At 64.4% G+C, this 14,839-nt stretch carries 17 protein-coding genes; 4 read left to right on the top strand and 13 right to left on the bottom strand.

Annotated features, from left to right (window positions below):
- Positions 1-49: 49 nt before the first annotated feature.
- The 10 genes from M6689_RS15885 to M6689_RS15840 all read right to left on the bottom strand — a co-directional run bounded on the left by M6689_RS15885 (position 50) and on the right by M6689_RS15840 (position 9,539).
- Positions 50-3,211 (bottom strand): efflux RND transporter permease subunit, encoded by a 3,162-nt coding sequence (locus M6689_RS15885; protein ID WP_298273509.1) that lies wholly within the window; start codon positions 3,209-3,211, stop codon positions 50-52.
- Between the two features lie 117 nt (positions 3,212-3,328).
- Entirely contained in the window at positions 3,329-4,513 is a 1,185-nt protein-coding gene (locus tag M6689_RS15880; protein WP_298273508.1) for an efflux RND transporter periplasmic adaptor subunit, read from the bottom strand.
- A gap of 43 nt (positions 4,514-4,556) precedes the next feature.
- Positions 4,557-4,694, bottom strand: coding sequence for a hypothetical protein (locus M6689_RS15875; protein ID WP_298273507.1), 138 nt, complete (start codon positions 4,692-4,694; stop codon positions 4,557-4,559).
- Positions 4,695-4,741: 47 nt separating this feature from the next.
- Positions 4,742-5,317 carry a TetR/AcrR family transcriptional regulator gene (locus M6689_RS15870; RefSeq protein ID WP_298273506.1) on the bottom strand — a complete coding sequence of 192 codons (576 nt, stop codon included), beginning with the start codon at positions 5,315-5,317 and terminating at the stop codon, positions 4,742-4,744.
- 83 nt (positions 5,318-5,400) lie between these two features.
- Complete coding sequence (locus tag M6689_RS15865) at positions 5,401-6,222, bottom strand: epoxyqueuosine reductase (protein WP_298273505.1); 822 nt, start codon at positions 6,220-6,222, stop codon at positions 5,401-5,403.
- A 10-nt stretch (positions 6,223-6,232) separates the two neighbouring features.
- Positions 6,233-6,478, bottom strand: a complete 246-nt coding sequence (locus M6689_RS15860; protein WP_298273504.1) for a hypothetical protein — start codon at positions 6,476-6,478, stop codon at positions 6,233-6,235.
- Positions 6,469-7,281 carry a nitroreductase family protein gene (locus M6689_RS15855; protein ID WP_298273502.1) on the bottom strand — a complete coding sequence of 271 codons (813 nt, stop codon included), beginning with the start codon at positions 7,279-7,281 and terminating at the stop codon, positions 6,469-6,471. Before M6689_RS15855 ends, M6689_RS15860 begins: the two co-directional genes overlap by 10 nt.
- Before the next feature lie 2 nt (positions 7,282-7,283).
- A complete protein-coding gene (locus M6689_RS15850; RefSeq protein ID WP_298273501.1) occupies positions 7,284-7,853 on the bottom strand; it encodes an NAD(P)H-dependent oxidoreductase in 570 nt (189 codons plus the stop codon).
- Between the two features lie 35 nt (positions 7,854-7,888).
- On the bottom strand, positions 7,889-8,896 hold the full coding sequence (locus M6689_RS15845; RefSeq protein ID WP_298273500.1) for a YhdH/YhfP family quinone oxidoreductase: 1,008 nt from the start codon (positions 8,894-8,896) through the stop codon (positions 7,889-7,891).
- Positions 8,897-8,951: 55 nt separating this feature from the next.
- Positions 8,952-9,539, bottom strand: coding sequence for a TetR/AcrR family transcriptional regulator (locus M6689_RS15840; protein ID WP_298273499.1), 588 nt, complete (start codon positions 9,537-9,539; stop codon positions 8,952-8,954).
- A gap of 111 nt (positions 9,540-9,650) precedes the next feature.
- On the opposite strand from M6689_RS15840, the gene rarD reads away from it, so the two are divergent.
- Entirely contained in the window at positions 9,651-10,565 is a 915-nt protein-coding gene (gene rarD, locus M6689_RS15835; protein WP_298273498.1) for an EamA family transporter RarD, read from the top strand.
- Between the two features lie 77 nt (positions 10,566-10,642).
- Here the strand turns inward: rarD and M6689_RS15830 are convergent, their stop codons facing one another.
- Together M6689_RS15830 and M6689_RS15825 are read right to left on the bottom strand one after the other, a co-directional pair.
- Positions 10,643-11,308: an outer membrane beta-barrel protein gene (locus M6689_RS15830; RefSeq protein WP_298273497.1), complete on the bottom strand. Its 666-nt coding sequence runs from the start codon at positions 11,306-11,308 to the stop codon at positions 10,643-10,645.
- 208 nt (positions 11,309-11,516) lie between these two features.
- Positions 11,517-12,284 carry an acyl-ACP thioesterase domain-containing protein gene (locus M6689_RS15825; RefSeq protein WP_298273496.1) on the bottom strand — a complete coding sequence of 256 codons (768 nt, stop codon included), beginning with the start codon at positions 12,282-12,284 and terminating at the stop codon, positions 11,517-11,519.
- Between the two features lie 212 nt (positions 12,285-12,496).
- Here M6689_RS15825 and M6689_RS15820 point away from each other — a divergent pair, with 212 nt between their 5' ends.
- The 3 genes from M6689_RS15820 (at position 12,497) to M6689_RS15810 (ending at position 14,093) form a co-directional block, all read left to right on the top strand.
- Complete coding sequence (locus M6689_RS15820) at positions 12,497-12,673, top strand: hypothetical protein (protein WP_298273494.1); 177 nt, start codon at positions 12,497-12,499, stop codon at positions 12,671-12,673.
- 101 nt (positions 12,674-12,774) lie between these two features.
- On the top strand, positions 12,775-13,401 hold the full coding sequence (locus tag M6689_RS15815; RefSeq protein WP_298273492.1) for a phosphoribosyltransferase: 627 nt from the start codon (positions 12,775-12,777) through the stop codon (positions 13,399-13,401).
- Positions 13,402-13,460: 59 nt separating this feature from the next.
- The gene (locus M6689_RS15810) at positions 13,461-14,093 is read left to right on the top strand and encodes an alpha/beta hydrolase (protein WP_298273491.1); all 633 of its coding nucleotides are present in this window, start codon (positions 13,461-13,463) and stop codon (positions 14,091-14,093) included.
- Positions 14,094-14,238: 145 nt separating this feature from the next.
- On the opposite strand, the gene M6689_RS15805 is transcribed toward M6689_RS15810, so the two are convergent.
- The gene (locus M6689_RS15805) at positions 14,239-14,820 is read right to left on the bottom strand and encodes a hypothetical protein (RefSeq protein WP_298273490.1); all 582 of its coding nucleotides are present in this window, start codon (positions 14,818-14,820) and stop codon (positions 14,239-14,241) included.
- Positions 14,821-14,839: the final 19 nt, after the last annotated feature.

The raw sequence follows: 14,839 nt of genomic DNA, 5'->3' as shown, positions 1-14,839 counted from the left end.
ATCGCCCCTACCGAAACATCTCCTCTCTCTGCAGCGCTTGTCAGATTCATCAGTTCACCTCCTGGGGGTCGGCTGTCGCGGCAACCGGAACGGGAGCCGGCTTCCTCGCAAAGATGCGGGAAACCAGGACGAAGAAGAACGGGATAAAGATCAGGTCGATGAAGGTGGCCGAGAGAAGCCCGCCGGTGACGGCGGTGCCGATGGCGTTCTGGGCCGCGGCCCCGGCCCCCTTGGTGAGGGCCAGCGGCAGGGTACCGAAGAAGAATGCCAGCGAGGTCATGACGACCGGCCGCAGCCGGATCTTCACCGCCGCCAGGGTCGCCTCCACCAGCTCGTGCCCCTGGCGGAGCTGCTCCTTGATGAACTGGATGATCAGGATCGCGTTCTTGGTCGAAAGCCCCACGGTGGTGAGAAGCCCGATCTGGAGATAGATGTCGTTGGGGAACATCCGCAGCTTCACCGCCGCCACCGCCCCCACCAGTCCCAGGGGGAGCATCAGGAGGTTGACGAAGGGGATGGTCCAGCTTTCATACAGGGCGGCCACGGCAAGGAACACCACCAGGAGCGAGATGGCGTAGAGGGCCGGGGCCTGGGCGCCGGCATGCTTCTCCTCGTAGGAGAGGCCGGTCCACTCGTACCCGATGCCGGGGGGGAGCTGGGCCGCCATCCGCTCCATCTCAGCCATCGCCTCGCCGGTACTCACCCCCGGCGCCGCCTGTCCCAGGACCTCCACGGAGGGGATGCTGTTGTAGCGCTCAAGGCGCGGCGAACCGTACTGCCAGCGGGCGGTGGCAAAGGCCGAGAACGGAACCATTTCCCCGTTGTTGTTGCGCACATACCAGCTATTGATATCTTCCGGCAGCATCCGCGCCCGGGGCTCCGACTGGAGGTAGACCTTCTTGACCCGGCCGTTCTGGATGAAGTCGTTCACATAGGAACTCCCCCAAGCGGTGGAGAGGACGCTGTTGACGTCGGCCAGGGAGACCCCCAGGGCACCGGCGCGCACGTCGTCGATGTCGAGCTTGAACTGGGGCGAATCGTCCTGGCCGTTGGGGCGCACCGCCACCAGCTTGGGGTTTTTCATGGCCATGCCGAGGAGCTGGTTGCGCGCCTCCATCAGCTTTTCATGACCGAGCCCGCCGCGGTCCTGAAGCTGCAGGTCGAAACCGTTGGCGACCCCCAGTTCCAGCACCGCCGGCGGGGAAAAGGCAAAGGCGAGACCGTCCCGGATGCGGGAGAAGGCCTGCATGGCCCGGCCGGCAATGGCCTTCGCCTTCAGTTCCGGGGAATTGCGCAGTTTCCAGTCCTTGAGCTTCACCCAGGCGAGCCCCATGTTCTGGCCCCGGCCGGCAAAGCTGAACCCGGCCACAGTGATGATCCCTTCCACCGTTTTGGACTCCTTCTGCAGGAAATGCTGCTCCATCTGCCCCAGGACTTGCATGGTCCGTTCCTGGGTAGCGCCGGCGGGAAGCTGCACCTGGCAAATGAGGAATCCCTGATCCTCATCGGGGAGGAACGCCGTGGGGAGATGGAGGAAAAAGAACGCCATGGCGGAAACGATGCCGCCGTACACCACCAGGTAGCGCACCGGCTTGCCGAAAGAGCGGCCGACGATCCCCTCGTACTTTCTCCGACAGAAGTCGAATGCCCGGTTGAACCTGCGGAAGAACGGGCAGAACCAGCCGCTCTCGCACGCCTCGTGCCCCTTGGTCATCGGCTTGAGGATGGTGGCGCAGAGGGCCGGCGTCAGGATCTGGGCCACGAAGACCGACAGGATCATGGCGGAGATGATGGTGATGGAGAACTGGCGGTAGATGACCCCGGTGGAGCCGCCGAAAAAGGCCATCGGGAGGAAGACCGCCGAGAGGACGGTGGCGATCCCCCAGAGCGCCCCGGTGATCTGCCCCATGGACTTGACGGTGGCGTCATGGGGGGAGAGCCCCTCCTCGGTCATGATCCGCTCCACGTTCTCGACGACCACGATGGCGTCGTCCACCAGGAGGCCGATGACGATGACCAGAGCGAACATGGTCAGGGTGTTGATGGAGAAGCCGCTGGCCGCCAGCACCCCCATGGTCCCGAGGAGCACCACCGGCACGGCGATGGTCGGGATCAGGGTGGCCCGGATGTTCTGCAGGAAGAGGAACATGATGATAAAGACCAGGCAGACCGCCTCCACCAGGGTCCGCACCACCTCTTCGATGGAGATCTTGACGAAGGGGGTGGAGTCGTAGGGGTAGACTACCTTGACGCCGGGAGGGAAGTACTTGGAGAGTTCGGCCATCTTGGCCTTGACCCGGTTTCCCGTCTCCAGGGCGTTGGCCCCGGCCGCCAGACGGATTGCCATCCCCCCCACCGGTTTGCCGTTGTAGAACGACTGGATATCGTAGTTCTCGGTACCGATCTTGCTCACCGCCACGTCCTTCAGCCGAACGGTGGAGCCGTCGCTGTTGGTCCGGAGCACGACATTGTCGAACTGGTCCGGCGTCTGCAGGAGAGTGCGCGCTGTGATGGTGGCGTTCAGTTGCTGCCCCTGGACGGCGGGAGTACCGCCGAACTGGCCGGCGGATACCTGGGCGTTCTGGGCCTGCAACGCGGCGATCACGTCGTTGGTAGTCAGGTGGTAGTTGTTGAGCCTGGTCGGGTTCAGCCAGATCCGCATGGCGTTCTGGGTGCCGAACAGCATGAGTTCACCCACCCCGTCCAGGCGGCTGACGATGTCCTGGAGGTTGGAGACCATGTAGTCGGTCAGGGCATTGCGATCCATGGAGCCGTCTTCCGACACGAGGCCGACGATCATCAGGAAGTTGCGGGTGGACTTGACCACCTGTATCCCCTGGCGCTGCACGATCTGCGGCAGGAGCGGCACGGCCAGCTGCAGTTTGTTCTGCACCTGCACCTGGGCGATATTCGGGTCGGTCCCCGCCTTGAAGGTCAGAGTGATGGAAACCGCCCCGGCCGAGTCGCTCGTGGAGGACATGTAGATCAGGTTGTCGATCCCGTTCAGCTTCTGTTCGATGACCTGGGTGACCGTGTCCTGCACGGTCTGGGCGGAGGCCCCCGGATAGACGGCGTTGATGGCGATCTGCGGCGGTGCGATGGGGGGGTACTGGGAGACCGGCAGGGTCTTGATCGCCAGCAGGCCCGCCAGCATGACCATGATGGCGATCACCCAGGCGAAGATCGGTCTGTTTATGAAAAAGCGGGACATGGAGGGGCTCCTTTATGTGTTCGAAAGTCCCCCTTTGAAAAAGGGGGATTTAGGGGGATTTCGCTTTGGAGTCAAGAGCAAATCCCCCCCTCCCCCCTTTTTCAAAGGGGGGAGAGGTTACTTCTTTCCTGCGATGGCGGGAGCCGCCTCCGGCTTGGCGCCGAACGGTACGACCTTCACCGGCGTCCCCGGCTTTGCCCTCTGGAGCCCTTCGAGAATCACCTGGTCCCCCGCCTTGAGCCCGTCGCTCACCAGCCAGCTGTCGCCGACGGTCCGGGCGACCGTGATGGTCCGGGGCTCCACCTTGTTTTCGGCCCCCACCACCATGACCATCGCCTCACCCTTCGGGTTCCGGCTGACCCCCCGCTGGGGCACCAGGATCGCCTGCGGGCTTACCCCATCCTCCACGATGGCGCGCACGAACATGCCGGGGAGGAGGGTCTGCTTCGGGTTCGGGAAGACCGCCCGCAGGGTGATGGAGCCGGTCCCCTGGTCCACGGTCACCTCCGAGAACTTCAGGGTCCCCGTCAGCGGATAGGGAGTGCCGTCCTCCAGCAGAAGCTTCACCCGCGCCTGGGCGGCCCCGTCGTGTTTCAGAAGCCCCGTGGCGAGGCTCTGCTTCAGCTTCAGCAGCTCGGCGCTGGACTGGGTGACATCCACGTACATGGAGCTGAGTTGCTGGATGGTGGCAAGCGCCGTGGGTTGATTGGCGGTGACGAGCGCCCCGTCGGTCACGGTGGAACGGCCGATCCGCCCTGAAATGGGGGCGGTCACCTTGGTGTAGGCGAGGTTGATGCGGGCCGTCTCCACCGCCGCCTTGGCGGCCGCTACGTCGGCCTCGGCCTGCTTGAGGGCGGCGCTGGCGTCATCATAGTCCTGCTGGCTCACCGCCTTGATCTTCACCAGGTCCCGGAACCGCTCCTCCTTGAGCCGGGCCGGGATCAGGTTGGCCTCGGCCCGGGCCAGGGTTGCCCTGGCGCTGGCAAAGGCCGCCTGGTAGGTCGAAGGATTGATCTGGTACAGGACCTGTCCCGCCTTCACGTCGGCCCCCTCGGTGAAGAGGCGCTTCTGGATGATGCCGCTCACCTGGGGTCGCACCTCGGCAATCAGGTGGGGGGAGGTGCGGCCGGGAAGTTCCGTGGTCAGCGCCACCCGTTCCGGCTTGACCGCGATCACCCCCACTTCGGGGGGGCCGCTGGGGGGCGGAGCGGCGGTGGTTTTCCCGCCACAGCCGGCTACCAGCAGTCCGGCAGCCAGGAGACCCGCCACGGTAATCAGTCGAGTTCTGTACGTCACTTGCATAGGCACCTCTGTCATGTGAAGAAATTGCCGTCCAATCGGCCAGTCACTTGTCTTTTTTCACGAAGGCGATGATCGCCGTCAGCGCCCAGACCGCCATCGTAAGAACGATAAAAAAGGTCATCCGCGCGTCCTTTGCAGAGGGGTTCACCAGTCGCCCCCCGAAATCAGAATGAACATTCATTCTGATTGCTCCGCTTAAAAAGTCCCGAACCGGTCACTCCCCTTTCCCTATCTTCTGATGCCGTCCCAGCAAGCCTCGATGGTCCGGGCGATCAGGGGGGGATCCAGTGCGACGAAACCGAGGATATGGTCCCGCGCCACCGTCAGGAGCGGCCCGAAGGAAAGGGCAAAGAGGACGACGAGGGGGAGGTCCTTCATCACCTGCCGGGAGACCCCCTCCTCGAAGAGCTCGCGGTAGACGTCGCACCCTTCCCTCTTCCCCAGAAGCTTGTCCCGGCGGAAGACCACACCGTAGGGGGAGTTGTGGAACTGCTCCACATACCTGAATTCGAGGGGATTTTCGATAAAGTAGCGCAGCAGCGCCGTGCCGAGGTGGAGAAACCGCTCCCGGATCGGTTTCTCCGGCGCGTATCCATCGAGGATCACCGGGTAAATCCGCTCTTCGATCTCCCGGTAGAGCTCGTTGATGAGGACATCCTTGTTCTCGAAATAGCGGTAGATCGTTCCGGCACCCACGCCGGCCCGGTCGGCGATCATCGCCATGGGGGCGCCGTGGAAGCCGTGCTCGGCGATGAGTTCGAGGGCGGCACGGACGATCTCGTCACGCTTGTCAGACTTCGCCATGGTTCTCCTTTTTTCTGCAAAACGGAATGAATGTTCACTCCATATTTAACGATTTACGTGCCCGCCGTCCAGTTAATTTTCACTCAGGAGTCGGTCCGTCCCGTTGCGCGCGGCACCTCCCCCTCGCACGGGACCCGGGTCTGGCAGAGGCCGCAGCCGGTCTGGGCGACGCCGTAACGCTCCCCCACCGTGCCGGGGACCGCGTCGTAAACATAGTCGCGGCATTTCCTTTTATCGTGCCCCTGCCGGGAGAGGGCGCCGGCGGGGCAGCGGCCGATGCAGGCCCCGCAGCTCCCCTCACGGTGCCAGAGGCAGTTGTGCCGGTAATCGGGGGCGGTGCGCGGCGTCGGCGCCAGAACGAGGTCGGTGACGACGCTTCCGAGGCGGTGGGCGATTCCCCGGCCGGTGATGAGGGCATCGTTCAGGCTGAAGGTGCCAAGACCCGCGGCATAGGCGGCGTGACGCTCGGACCAGGTGGAGGCAATGCCGACTGCCGGGTCTTCCAACTGCCGCCACCCTTCGGCCAGCTGCGGCGCTACGGCCCGGTGGCCTCGCTCTTCGAGCCAGGCGACCAGGTGTCGCCGCAGCGTGTTGTTGAAGGTCTCCCCGTGGTGGCGGGTGAGGGCCCACTCCCGGGAGGGCCACCGGTTTTCCCGGCGGTTGCTCTCGCGGGTGGCGCGGGTGACGGGGAGGACCCAGCAGACAACCGAAGCCGCGCCGGCAAGGATCTCTTCGGGCGTCCGATGGAAATCGCCGATGATCCCTTTGTACTCCCGGAAGAGCGGATCTCCCGCCGCCGCGAACCCCACCAGGGGGTCATCGAAGTACGGTCCGCCGCCGGAAAAGCGGTTTTCGGGGGACTCCCCCACGAAACGCCTGATCTCTGTGGAAATCATCCCGACCATTTCGACCTCCTTACCCCGCTTCCGGCGCCGGACGCCGGTACAGGGTCATGAAGAGGAGAAGGACCGCCACCCCCACCGCACCGTTGAGGAAAAAACCGACCCGAAACCCTTCTCCCCGAATGACCGGCCCCATGCCGGCGGCGCAGAGCATCATCCCGGCATAGACGCAGGTATTGTAACACCCCATGGCGAGCAGCAGGAGCTTGCCGGCATCCCGTCTGCCGGCTCCGGGGGAATCGGTCATGGTCAGCGCCACTCCACCCGGGCCTCCCGGCGCTGCGGGATGCGACGATAGCAGTACTTCGGATAGCCGAACATGAGGGCGCCGAAGGCACGGTGCCCCCCGGGAAGTGCCAGCGCCTCCTGGAGCGGGGCGTAGTCGGCCGCGGCCCGCGTCAGGAACCCCGCCCAGCAGGTGCCGACCCCGTGGGCCACCGCCGCCAGCTCGAAGTAGTTCAGGGCGATGGTGCAGTCAACGGCGCTCCCCTGCCAGTCGGCGGGCCCATGGGCCACCACCAGATGCGGGGCACCGCGCAGCACCCGATCTTCCCCATCCTCCCAGGCGGTGACGAAACCGGCATACTGGCTGCCTAGTCCCGTGTCCTGCCGAAGCCACTCCACGGTGAGGCCGGCCAACTGCCGCACCGCGGCCGGATCCCGGAGCACCAGCCAGTGGACCTCCTGCCGGTTGCGGGCCGTCGGCGCCCAGCGGGCGGTGTCGACGAACTTCGCCATCAGCTCGTGGGGAACCGGCTCACTCCGGAACTGCCGGACGGAGCGGCGGCTCTTGAGAAGCTGGACGGCTGCGGCGGCGGGGAGCGCCAGTGCGGCGTCGACCACGGGCGAATCGGCCCGGGGGATGGCGAGATGATCGATGGCGTCATGGGGGCAGGCGGCGACGCAGTGTCCGCACTCCATGCAGCGCTTGTTCCCCGCCGCGCGGAAGGCGGGGATTCCGTCAGGGTCCGCCACGAACAGATCGACGGGACAGACCGCGCTGCAGACGCCATCGCGGCGGCAGGCGGCGCGATCGATGGTAACGAGGCTATCGGTCTTCATGATTATGCCGTAAGCGCCCGGGCCGCTTCCTCGGCCTGTTGCAAGAGCGCATCGGGGACCGCGTCGACGCTTGCCGGTCCGATGCCGCAGGCGCGGATCAGGCGGGTTTCGGTGAATCCCATCCATTTCAGGAAGCCGTCGTAGCGGGGGAAGATGTCGGCAAAGAGCGACTCGTCCGGATGCCCCTGGACAAGGACCATGACGAGCTTCTTGGGGCCGAGCCGGCTCGGCAGCGGGTTGGTGAGGTAATCGGGGGTGAGGTACGAGTAGCAGCGGTCGATAAATCCCTTGAGCTGGGCGGTGACGTCGCCGTAGTAGACCGGCGAGGCAAGCACCACCACGTCCGCCTCCCGCACCGCCGCCAGCACCTCGGTCAGATCGTCCGTCAGCACACAGTGCTCGTCCCCTTTCTTGCAGGCATAGCACCCCTGGCAGCCGCGGTAGACGAGCCGGTTCAGCTCGAAGGTACGGGTTTCGGCGCCGAGCGCTGCGGCGGTCTCGGTGAAACGGTTCGCTATAGTGGCGCTGTTCTTCTTCAGGCGCGGACTTCCCAGCAAGGTGACAATCTTCATCATTTTCCTCCTTCGGTATCTTGGTAGTACAGGCATCAGCTCTCGCGCATGTTGACCACGACCCGTCCCGTGATCCCCCCGTGGAGGATGGTCTGGATCATGACTTCGAGCCCCGGCAGGGTACACTCGGTCACCATCTCATCGAGGCGGGCCGGCTTCCAGGCCGCTGCCAGCCGCTGCCAGACCTCTTCGCGGGTATGACGGGGGCACTGGACCGAGTCGATCCCCAGCAGGCTCACCCCCCGCAGGATGAACGGGTAGACGTTCACCGGCAGCTCCGGCGAGCCCACCAGTCCGCAGCAGGTGACCGTGCCGCCGTACTTCGTGCTTTTCAGGACCGCCGCCAGGGTCTGGCCGCCGACCACATCCACCGCGCCGGCCCACCGTTCGGCGAGGAGCGCCTTCTCCGCCCCGGCAGTCACCTCGTCGCGGCTGACGACCTTGGAGGCGCCGAGGTCCCGGAGGTACTCCTCGTCGGCCTCCTTGCCGGTGGAGGCCACCACCCGGTAGCCCGCGACGGCGAGAATGGCGACGGCAATGCTCCCCACCCCACCGGTGGCGCCGGTAACGAGGATCTCGCCGGCATCGGGCTTCACCCCCGCCCGCTCCAGCTTCAGCACCGACAGGGCGGCCGTGAAGCCGGCGGTGCCCAGCGCCATCGCCTCCCGTAGGGAGAGCCCCTCCGGGAGTCGCACCGCCCACTCCGACGGGATGCGGATGTACTGCCCCCAGCCGCCGTCGGTCTCCATCCCCAGGTCGTAGCCGGTGACAATGACCCTGTCGCCGGGGGCGAAGGCGCCCCCCTCGCACGACACCACCTCCCCCGCCGCGTCGATGCCCGGGGTGTGGGGGAACTGCCGGGTCACCCCGGGGTGCCCCGTGGCGGAAAGGGCGTCCTTGTAGTTGAGGGAAGAATAGTGGACCCGCACCACCAGATCGCCGGCGGGAAGGTCGTCGCTGCTCCGCTCCCGAATCTCCCGCACGAACTGCTTTTCAGGGGTCTTCTCCACCACCAGCGCCTTGAATGTCGACGTCGTTGCCATACTCCCCTCCTTGCACTAGAATTAGACCGGTCGTCTAGTTGCCGGTCAAAATTTTTTACCGTCTCCGGAGCACCGTCGCAAAAAGCGTTTCAATGAAATCCCGCAGCGGCTGGGGCGACTTCATCACCTTGGCCCGCAGGATCGCCCCCTCCAGCCCCGAGAGGATGAAACCGGCTACCACATTGGAATCGAGTTCCGGCGCCAGCCCCCCTCCCCGCTGGGCCTCCCCCAGACAGGCGGCGAAGCGCTCCTTCCACGAGCGGAAGATCTCGTCCAGCCGGACGCGGAAGCGTTCGTTCTGGTCTGCCAGCTCCTGTCCCAGGTTGCCGATGAGGCACCCCTTGCTGCACTGGTTCTGCTCCAGCCGGGCCAGGCCGCTCTCCAGGTAGTTGCGGATGCGGTTCAGCGGCGTCACCTCCTCGTCGTTCAGGAAGGTGTCGAGCCGCTGGTCGTAGCGCTCGGCGAAGTGGTCGATCACCGCCAGGCCGAACTCCTCCTTGCTCCGGAAGTAGTAGTAGAAGGAGCCCTTCGGGACCCCCGCCTCCTTCAGCACCGCGTCGATGCCGGTGGCGTTGAACCCCTGGCGGGAGATGAGATCGGTGCCGATGCGGATGATGGTGGCGCGTGTTTCGTTCCTGTCCATGGAAGGAATTATTAGACCGGTCGTCTAGAAAGTCAAGGGATAATTGAAGCCGCCATGCGGCTCGTGTATCATGGAGCGGGCCGGCGAGGGAGAGAGAGAAAGGAGGAAACCATGCCCCATACCGCAGACGCTGCCCATCGCGAGGCCCGCCTCGGGGTAACCTACGCCCTTGCCGCCTACCTGGTGTGGGGATTCTTCCCGATCTACTTCAAGGCACTGGCGGGGGTGGCGCCTTTGGAGGTGCTCTCCCACCGGATCGTCTGGTCGGTGGTGACCCTCGCCCTGATGCTGACCGTCGCCCGCCGCTGGGAAGGGGTGCGGGCGGTCTTCGCCCGGCCCCGGACCCTGCTCACCCTCTGCGCCACCTCGCTCCTCATCGCCGTCAACTGGCTTGTCTTCATCTACGCCGTCGGGGCCGGCAAGGTCCTGCAGTCGAGCCTCGGCTACTTCATCAACCCGCTCGTTTCGGCGCTTCTCGGGGTGCTCTTCCTGCGGGAGCGGCTCGGGGCGAAGCAGAAGGCGAGCTTTCTCCTCGCCGCCACCGGCGTTCTCTTCCTCACCATCCACCACGGGGAGCTCCCCTGGATCTCCCTCGTCCTCGCCTTCTCCTTCGGCCTCTACGGCCTGCTGCGCAAGCAGGCCCCGGTGGACTCCCTCTCCGGCCTCACGGTGGAGACCATCCTCCTCTTCCTCCCGGCCCTCGGCTACCTGGGGTGGCTTGCCGCCGGCGGCAGGAGCGCCTTCGTCGCCGGCCCGCCGCACCTCACGCTGCTTCTCGCCTGCGCCGGGGTCCTCACCTCCACCCCCCTCATTTGGTTCGCCGCGGCCACCAAGCGCCTGCGCCTCGCCACCGTGGGGCTGATGCAGTACATCGTGCCGACGCTCCACTTCCTGCTGGCGGTCTTCGCCTACGGCGAGCCGTTCACCCGTGCCCACCTGATGAGCTTCGCCTGCATCTGGGCCGGCCTCGTCCTCTACACCATCGACGCGGCAAAGCTCCTCTTCCCCCCGTCGCGGCAAGGGTAACGACTTTGCACCGTCAAAAAACCCCGTTGCCGGAATCCGACAGCGGGGCTCTCCATCTGCCTGGGAAGCGGTAACTGTTAGAACTTCACCCGGAACCCCACCATCCCGTTGTGGCTCTCATACTTCAGACTGGTCGTCGTCGGCCAGTTGGAGTCGAAGGTCGCCTTGCTCGTCCCGAAGTAGCGATACCCGAGATCCAGCGAAAACTGCCGGTTGATGGCGATCTCCACCCCTCCGCCCGCCTGGTAGGCGAAGACCGTGTCGTCATCCTCGGGGTAAAGGAGGAGCCGGCCCGTCGCATCGTTGCCGAAGGTATCGCTTATCTTCAGCACGGCAAACCCTATCCCCCCTCCCCAGTACGGGGTGATCGGGGTGGCGTTGTGGAGATCGAAGAAGGCGTTGGCCATCACCGCCAGCGCCCCGATGTTGCCGTCCACCCCCCCGAAGCGAAAGCCGGTGTCGTCGGTCACCGACTTGATCTCCCCGTGCTTGTAGGAGATCTCCCCCTCCAGACGGATGAGGCCGAAGTCGTACCCCCCGGTCCCCCCCACGTTGATGCTCGGGTCGAACTCCACCCGGTCGTTGATCGGCCCCCCGGCAAAACCCGTCACGTCGGTGTCCAGGGGGGCACTGACCCCGAGGAAGCCGGAGACGTAGGCCCCGGGATGGGGAGGGGTCGCCCCGGAGACGGCGGGAATGGCGCAGAGGGCGATGGCTGCAATGGTGATGGTGATCTTTTTCATGGTCATCCTCCTTGAATGAATGGACGCGGCTTCTTGCCTGACAGTTACAGTGTACCCCAGATTGCGGTCAAGAAAACCCGGCCGGCCGCGCCTCACCTTCTAACGCGTCACCAAGCCATCGGTTTACAACCTCCCGCAAACGAAAAGGGGAAAGCCGTCACCAGCTCTCCCCTTCCCCACTCCTCCAGACACCCCGGACACCGGACTCCTACCCGGCACGCCTCCAGCGGCTCACCAGCCGGGTGAGCTCGACCCCGTCGCCGGCCCGCACGATCTGGTGGATGAACACCGGGCTTTCCCCGCCGCTCTCCTGCCGGCAGCGGGCAACCACCGTCTCGCCATAGAGCGCCTCGGCCCGGTAGCCGATCTCCAGGTCGGCCAGGAGGCACTTCTGCGCCACGGCGGCCGGAACCGTCTCCAGCGCCCAGGCGGCGTAGACCACGTTGTTCACGTGGCGGTTGATGTCCAGCTCCCCCCACCCCACCCGGAAGGAGAGCTCCGTCTCCGCCTCGGCCAGGCGCGGCAGCGTGGCGAAATCGTCCTCCACCGCCCGGCGCGGCAGGAGCGGATAGGAGGGGAGGCGCTCGCCGATCACCACCGGCCGGCGGGTGGCGAGGTCGAGCACCGCGAACGAGGCGCTGGCCAATGCCATGGGGCGGCCGTCCGCGGCCGTCACCTCGAACTCCCGGCACGAGAAGCGCCCCTCGCGGCTCGATGGCCAGGTCCGCACCCGCAGCTCCTCGCGGGAGGAAGCGGTGCCGAGGAGCCTCAGGTGCATCCGGGAGAGGACCCAGGTGAACCCCCGGGGGATCAGGTCCCGCACCGCCACCCCGAGGAGCCGGGCGTGGTCTCCAGCAGCCTCCTGGAGGTAGTTGAGGAGTGCCGTCGGTCGCACCCGCCCCGCCATGTCCACTTCGTACGAGCGGATCTGAAAGCTCTTTTCGTAGATCGGTTCCATCTGACGCGTATCTCCCATTCCGGGACTCCCTTCACGTCCCCGTGTACCACACCCCCGGCAGATTCCAAAGATTTTTCGCATCTCCACGGCTGCCCCCGCCTTTCCGGCTCGCTCCCGGGAGATGAATTCCGAGGTCGCTCATCTCCCCAAATGCGCTATAATTGAATCAGGCAAAATGCTCCGACGCTGAAGCGGCGCGAGCGGAGTCGGAAAGAAAGGAGGTTGTTACCATGACAGGGATCGGCTGGCAAATGTTCGGTACCGCCGTCAGCCTGCTTCTCGTCACAACGGTTTCGATCATCCTGTTCGCCTACACCTGGTTCCGGTCACATGGCGTTGAACATATGACCCGTACCCACGTAGACGAAATGGCCGGTGACGAAGGAGAAGACTGGCAAACAACATGAGATGGGAAGTAATGAAGTCATGCGGGTCAGGTCCTGGAAAGTCGGTTTCTGATTTTTCGGGACCTGATGTCGTTTCAAGGGATTGGTGGGAGGAAAGGCTCATGGTCTACAAGGACAGAAAGGACGCCGGGAAGCGCCTGGCAGAGAGGCTGACGCACTACCGCGACAAAAAGGACGTGATCGTGCTCGGGTTGCCGCGGGGCGGGGTGACGGTCGCCTGGGAAATTGCCCGGGCGCTCCATTGCCCCCTCGACATCCTCATCGTGAGGAAAATCGGCGTTCCCGGCAATCCGGAGCTGGCTGCCGGCGCGGTTTCCGAGACCGGCACCGTGGTGCTCAACGAGGACGTCGTCTCCGCCTGCGGCGTGAGCAAGACCTATCTACAGCAGGAAACCGCCAGGCAGAAGGAGGAGATTGCCCGGCGGATCGACCTGTACCGGAAGGGGAAGGGCATCCCTCCCCTGGCCGGAAAGACCGTTATCCTGGTGGACGACGGGGTAGCCACCGGCGCCACCGCCAAGGCAGCCGTCACAACCTTGAACCGGGAGGAAATCGCGAGGCTCGTGCTTGCGCTTCCCGTCGCCTCCAGGGAGGCGGAACGGGAAATATCGGCAATGGTGGATGAGTGGGTCTGTCTCCAGACCCCGGCCGGTTTCATGGCGGTCGGCAACTATTACTACGACTTTACCCAGGTGGAGGACGACGACGTGGTGGCAATGCTGGGGTGAACGGCAGACGGGGGCCGGCAGGGTCTGCCTGACTCCTGCCGGGAGGGGAAGGTGGCGTCATGGAACAACAGGTTAGGATAGAGATCGACAAGGTTGCCCTTGAAGGGACCCTGGGTTTGCCGGAGCAGGCAAAGGGGGTTGTCATCTTTGCCCACGGGAGCGGCTCAAGCCGCTTCAGCCCCAGAAACACCCGCGTTGCCGGGGTCCTGCAGCAGGCGGGGATCGGCACCCTCCTCTTCGACCTTCTCACCAGCGAAGAGGACCGCATCTACGAGCAGCGCTTCGACATCGACCTGCTGGCCCGGCGGCTGGTGGGGGCCACGCGCTGGCTTGCGGCAAGGCCGGAAATGAAGGGAATGGCGATTTGTTATTTCGGCGCCAGCACCGGGGCGGCGGCAGCCCTCCAGGGAGCTGCTCTGACGGGAACGGCCATCAGGGCGGTAGTCTCCCGCGGGGGGCGGCCCGACCTGGCGATGCCGTACCTGGAGAAGGTGCTCGCGCCGACCCTGCTCATTGTCGGGGAGCTCGACACGCAGGTTCTGCAACTGAACCGGCAGGCGTTCGCCCATCTTGCCGGAGAGAAGGAATTGGCCGTGGTCCCCGGTGCCACGCACCTCTTCGAGGAACCCGGCACCCTGGAACAGGCGGCGACCCTGGCGAAGGAGTGGTTTATCCGTTACATTTCGCTCTAAGGGGTCAAACGCTCCGCTCTAAGGGGTCAGGTCTCAACTTCTGACACAACCAAAGTGTGTCTCTGCTCTTCCCAATATTTTCTTTAGCCGCTGATCTTTCTCGGCTTTTAACACTAACCTCCGGCTTGCCTGGGACACCGCCGCGTCACTTATCCCGAAAAGCTCCCCTATTGAGTACCCACTCCGTAATCCACTCCCTCGCCTTCTCTTCGTTGTAGTATCCCCATCGATCTGAATGAAACGGAAATATCTCCAGGCAAAACGGCGGCTGAGGCTGATTTTCCCCAGTTACATCGCTTAGCCAGCGGTTACGGTTTCCCCAGAAATTTTCTCCGCCTACGTGGACTTGCTCATAAATAGTCTCTATTTCGTCTTTGTTGGTAAGCGGATTGTAAGGGTTGTTTTTTGCCCACTTCCTGTATCCAACTTTTCCCACCCTGGCCGTGTACTTCCCGCAAGGATAAGCCTGAAATAAATCGTCAGGCGGGCCAGGATTCAGATTCAGAAAGACTGCGCTGTGTCGTCCTTTGGACGGGCAGGGATCTCCCAAATAAGGTTCCGGCAGATAATCAGCTTTGATCTCGCACTTGCCACTGCCGTTATAACAGGAGAACAATGGGTGATCCTTCCAGAACGCGTTGGGATCTTTGAACCACTGTTCAATCTCTTTGTCCCACCTTTGCGCCCATGCATCGAGATTGAACCCTTCTGCAGTTTCAGGTACCACTTAACACCTCCATGCGATA

This window comes from Geobacter sp. (assembly GCF_027327745.1).
In the GTDB taxonomy this organism is placed as follows: domain Bacteria; phylum Desulfobacterota; class Desulfuromonadia; order Geobacterales; family Geobacteraceae; genus Geobacter.
Note: the sequence above shows the minus strand (reverse complement) of the source record. Positions and strands in the feature narration are given on the sequence as shown.

Bases quoted from the DNA above. Each gene is read 5' to 3' on its own strand.
- M6689_RS15845 (WP_298273500.1), bottom strand. From the start codon at position 8,896: ATGGCAACGACGTCGACATTCAAGGCGCTGGTGGTGGAGAAGACCCCT.
- M6689_RS15865 (WP_298273505.1), bottom strand. From the start codon at position 6,222: ATGGTCGGGATGATTTCCACAGAGATCAGGCGTTTCGTGGGGGAGTCC.
- M6689_RS15840 (WP_298273499.1), bottom strand. From the start codon at position 9,539: ATGGACAGGAACGAAACACGCGCCACCATCATCCGCATCGGCACCGAT.
- rarD (WP_298273498.1), top strand. From the start codon at position 9,651: ATGCCCCATACCGCAGACGCTGCCCATCGCGAGGCCCGCCTCGGGGTA.
- M6689_RS15820 (WP_298273494.1), top strand. From the start codon at position 12,497: ATGACAGGGATCGGCTGGCAAATGTTCGGTACCGCCGTCAGCCTGCTT.
- M6689_RS15885 (WP_298273509.1), bottom strand. From the start codon at position 3,211: ATGTCCCGCTTTTTCATAAACAGACCGATCTTCGCCTGGGTGATCGCC.
- M6689_RS15870 (WP_298273506.1), bottom strand. From the start codon at position 5,317: ATGGCGAAGTCTGACAAGCGTGACGAGATCGTCCGTGCCGCCCTCGAA.
- M6689_RS15815 (WP_298273492.1), top strand. From the start codon at position 12,775: ATGGTCTACAAGGACAGAAAGGACGCCGGGAAGCGCCTGGCAGAGAGG.
- M6689_RS15855 (WP_298273502.1), bottom strand. From the start codon at position 7,281: ATGAAGACCGATAGCCTCGTTACCATCGATCGCGCCGCCTGCCGCCGC.
- M6689_RS15825 (WP_298273496.1), bottom strand. From the start codon at position 12,284: ATGGGAGATACGCGTCAGATGGAACCGATCTACGAAAAGAGCTTTCAG.
- M6689_RS15830 (WP_298273497.1), bottom strand. From the start codon at position 11,308: ATGAAAAAGATCACCATCACCATTGCAGCCATCGCCCTCTGCGCCATT.
- M6689_RS15850 (WP_298273501.1), bottom strand. From the start codon at position 7,853: ATGAAGATTGTCACCTTGCTGGGAAGTCCGCGCCTGAAGAAGAACAGC.
- M6689_RS15810 (WP_298273491.1), top strand. From the start codon at position 13,461: ATGGAACAACAGGTTAGGATAGAGATCGACAAGGTTGCCCTTGAAGGG.
- M6689_RS15880 (WP_298273508.1), bottom strand. From the start codon at position 4,513: ATGCAAGTGACGTACAGAACTCGACTGATTACCGTGGCGGGTCTCCTG.
- M6689_RS15875 (WP_298273507.1), bottom strand. From the start codon at position 4,694: ATGAATGTTCATTCTGATTTCGGGGGGCGACTGGTGAACCCCTCTGCA.